2 protein-coding genes are annotated in these 4,017 nt (G+C 39.1%); both read left to right on the top strand.

Features of this window, described 5'->3' with window-relative positions; genetic code table 11:
* Nucleotides 1–267 precede the first annotated feature (267 nt).
* Entirely contained in the window at nucleotides 268–1,971 is a 1,704-nt protein-coding gene (locus ABZA26_RS09375) for an NAD(P)H-dependent oxidoreductase subunit E (protein ID WP_372714261.1), read from the top strand.
* The gene (locus ABZA26_RS09370; RefSeq protein ID WP_372714260.1) at nucleotides 1,971–3,893 is read left to right on the top strand and encodes an NADH-dependent [FeFe] hydrogenase, group A6; all 1,923 of its coding nucleotides are present in this window, start codon (nucleotides 1,971–1,973) and stop codon (nucleotides 3,891–3,893) included. The genes ABZA26_RS09375 and ABZA26_RS09370 overlap by 1 nt, the downstream gene beginning before the upstream one ends.
* The last annotated feature ends 124 nt before the right edge of the window (nucleotides 3,894–4,017 follow it).

Genomic DNA, 4,017 nt, shown 5'->3' with positions numbered 1-4,017 from the left:
TTTATAAAAAACTCTTATCCAATTTTAAACTTCTGCCGATGTCATTGGGAAAATTAATTTTTTCTTACGACACCGGCAGTTTTTTTATTTTCAGATCAAATTTTTCTTTTAGAAAATATAAAACTAATTTCAATTTGAAAATAAAAATATATCAATGTAGGAATATAAACTTAACTTTCTAATAATACTAACAGTTTATTTTTTGTTTGAATTTTACACTCTGCACTTTTAATATTTAATATATAAAAAATTTAAAGGAGGTATGCTATGAACCGAGTGGGGAGGGAAGAACTGAAGGAAAGAATAGAGTTCTTGGTCTCTAAAAATGGTGGGGATAGGGCCGCAATACTGCCTGTGCTTGAAGAAATAAGCAGAGAATACGGGGAGATAGACCTTTATGCCATGCAGACTTTGGCCTTTGCAGTAGGAATACATCCTAGTGAAATCTACGGGGTGTCAACTTTTTATGACTTTCTGAAATCCGGTAAAAAACACGGGAAATATGTCATCCGTCTATGCAGGACAATATCATGTCACATGAAAGAAAAAGACAGGATAGCAAAGCAGCTAAACAACGAGCTGGAAATATCCTTTGGAGAAACCACCCATGACGGTTTATTCTCTTTGGAATACTGTAATTGCCTGGGAATGTGTGACCAGGGGCCTGCCATGCTGGTAAACGACATACTTATATCCAAAGTGAAATCCTCTGATATACCTCTTATTATACAGTCGTGCAAAAGAGGAGTGGTGGGAAAAGAATACAAAACTCCTCTAGTCTCCAAAGTAGTAAAAAAAGGCCCTCTTTTGGAGGAAAATTTTGTTCCTGGAAGTGTTCTGATCAAGACTATGAAAAGGGATAAAAATGACATTTTGGAGGATATCGAAAAATCCAACCTGCGGGGAAGAGGAGGAGCCGGATTTCCCACAGGTTTTAAATGGCGGCTGGCAAAAGAGGAAAAGAAAGAGAAAAAATTCATCGTATGCAATGCTGATGAAGGAGAGCCCGGTACTTTTAAAGACAGGTATATACTGCATAAAAATTTTCAAAGAGTACTTGAAGGTATGAGTATCGCCGCTTATGTAATAGGTGCCTCCAGGGGATTCATATATCTCAGGGGAGAGTACACCTACATGAAAGAACTACTGGAAGAGGAGATAGAAAAAAGACGGAAATCTGGATTTTTGGGAAATAAAATAGGTGAGGGTCTGGTTTTTGATATTGAGATAAAGATGGGAGCAGGAGCCTATATCTGCGGTGAGGAGACAGCCCTTATCGAATCTCTCGAGGGAAAAAGAGGTGAACCTAGAAACAAACCCCCTTATCCTGTGGATACAGGATTTATGAATTATCCAACCCTTGTAAACAATGTAGAGACATTTTTAAATGTCAATCTTATATGTGAAAAAGGGGTAGAGTCCTTTGGGCAATACGGGACTGACAATTCAAAGGGAACAAAGTTTTTCAGCATATCCGGAGATTGTAAAAACGAAGGTATATACGAGCTTCCTTTCGGGGTAACAATTGATAAAATAGTGACTCTCGCAGAAGGAGATAATATAAAGGCTGTACAGATCGGGGGAGCAGCAGGTGAATGCATCCATAAAGATGATTTTTCAAAAAGAATTGCCTTTGAGGCTGCTTCTACAGGAGGATCCATTATTCTTTTTAACGAGAAGAGAGATATGCTTGATATAGCCGAAAACTTTATGGAATTCTTTGTGGAAGAATCCTGTGGTCAGTGTACTCCTTGCAGAGAGGGGACATACAGGATATTAGAAGGAATCAGACTTCTGAAGAAGGGAAAGTGCTCGGTGACTTATCTGAACAAACTTTTGGAGTTGTGTGAAACTATAGAACTGGCATCTAAATGCGGACTGGGGCAGCTGAGCATAGTGGCATTCAGATCAATTGTGGAAAACTTCAAAGAGGAGATTTTGGGAAGGCTCCCAGAGGAGGTGCAGGACTGATGATAAACAAATGTGAAGCAGACAAATGCAGAGTTCCTAAAACTGAGATGCTGAGAGACGCATGCGAAGGTCAGGACGAGGAATGCAAACTAGAGCTGATAGATATAGAGATAGACAACAAAAAAATGCAGGTAACCAAAGGGACAACCATTCTACAAGCAGCTAAAGGTATAGGGGTAAAAATCCCCACTCTCTGTAATCACTCTGACCTCTGTCTTGCCGGAGTCTGCAGAATATGTCTCGTGGAAGTAGAGGGTTTCAAGACACTGCAGGCCTCATGCTCTTATTCAATCTCACAACCAATAAAAATAAGAACAAATACCTCTAAAATACGTAGATCCAGAAGAAATGTACTCGAACTAATGCTTGCAGATCATGTGGGAGAATGCTATTCCTGTGTGAGAAACGGAAACTGCGAACTACAGGACTTGGCAATGGAATACGGAATAAACTCTTATCCTTACGGACATGAAAACAAGAGAAAAAAAGGTGTGGATTTCTCCAGCCATGCCATAATGAGAGATCTTGATAAATGCATTCTTTGCAGAAGGTGTGTAAGAAGCTGTATCGATCTTCAGGAGGTGGGTGTATTCAGTATCAAAGGACGTGGAAAAAACTCCACCATTACCACCTTTGGTGATAAACCCATGGACGAAATAGTCTGTATAAACTGCGGTCAATGCATAAACAGGTGTCCCACTGCGGCTCTCTATGAAAAAGATGACAGTGAACTTGTGTGGAATGCCCTGGAAACAAAGGGTAAGCATGTAGTTATACAGACCGCTCCTGCTCCTAGGGCTGGTATAGGGGAAGAGTTTGGTCTAGAGCCTGGTACTCCTATGACATTAAAAATGAACACTGCACTGAGACGTTGCGGCTTTCATAAGGTATTTGACACATGCTTTACTGCTGACCTCACCATTATAGAGGAGGGAACTGAGCTGATCAAAAGGCTTTATAACAATATAGAGGGCGACAGTCAGATGAAACTCCCTGTATTCACATCTTGCTCTCCGGGATGGGTTAAGTATCTAGAACATTTCTATCCTGAATTAATAGACCATCTTTCTACTGCAAAGAGTCCGCAGCAAATGTTTGGTACCATTATTAAAACTTATTATGCAGAAAAAAATAAAATCAACCCCGAAGATATAGTCACTGTAGCATTGATGCCGTGCACTGCAAAAAAATATGAAGCCGGCAGGCCTGAAATGTGCCAGTCAGGTTACAGAGATGTTGATTATGGTATCACCACAAGAGAAATGGCAAAAATGTTTAAAGAAACCGGTATCGATCTTCCGAATATTGAAGATTCAGACTTTGATGACCCCTTCACAGGAGGAAGCGGTTCCGGAGTTATTTTCGGCGCCACCGGAGGCGTGATGGAATCTGCTATCAGAACTCTTTATGAACTTGTTACAGGTAAAAAAATAGATTCTCTCTTTGAATACGGGGATATAAAACAGGTTAGGGGATTTGAAAATATAAAATCTCTAGAGATTAAAATAGATAAAATCTCAGAGGTACCGGAACTTTTAAAAGGCCAGTTAGATTCATTTGAATTTCTAAAAGATCAAACTTTGAAAGTAGCCATATGCCACGGAACGTCCAATGCCAAAAGAGTTCTCGAAAATATAAAAAGTGGTGGAGAATTCAGCACCTATCATTTTATTGAATTTATGGCATGTCCAGGGGGATGTCTCGGAGGGGGAGGACAACCTATTCCCACCAATGAGGAGATCAGAATTAAAAGGGCAAATGCTATCTATAGCGAGGATAAAAAAGCTCTCGTCAGAAAATCCTATGAGAATCCAGGGGTTTTGGAACTTTATAAAAATTTCTTTAAAGAGGGTCCTGGAAAAGAAAAAGCACATAAACTACTGCACACTCATTATAAAAAACGTGGTAAAGAGATCATATAAAATAAGTTTTATTTTTAATTAAATTATTGAATTTATTCGAATTCTGTCACTTTTCTCTTGAAAGAAAAGTAACCAAACGTTCAAGAATTTCAAAATGTCTAGGAAGTATATGTTTCTTTTAACG

The sequence above is a fragment of the Ilyobacter sp. genome, from assembly GCF_041583315.1.
Lineage (GTDB): Bacteria > Fusobacteriota > Fusobacteriia > Fusobacteriales > Fusobacteriaceae > Ilyobacter.
Note: the sequence above shows the minus strand (reverse complement) of the source record. Positions and strands in the feature narration are given on the sequence as shown.

Coding starts and splice junctions, on each gene's coding strand:
- ABZA26_RS09375 (WP_372714261.1), top strand. CDS start 268: ATGAACCGAGTGGGGAGGGAAGAACTGAAGGAAAGAATAGAGTTCTTG.
- ABZA26_RS09370 (WP_372714260.1), top strand. CDS start 1,971: ATGATAAACAAATGTGAAGCAGACAAATGCAGAGTTCCTAAAACTGAG.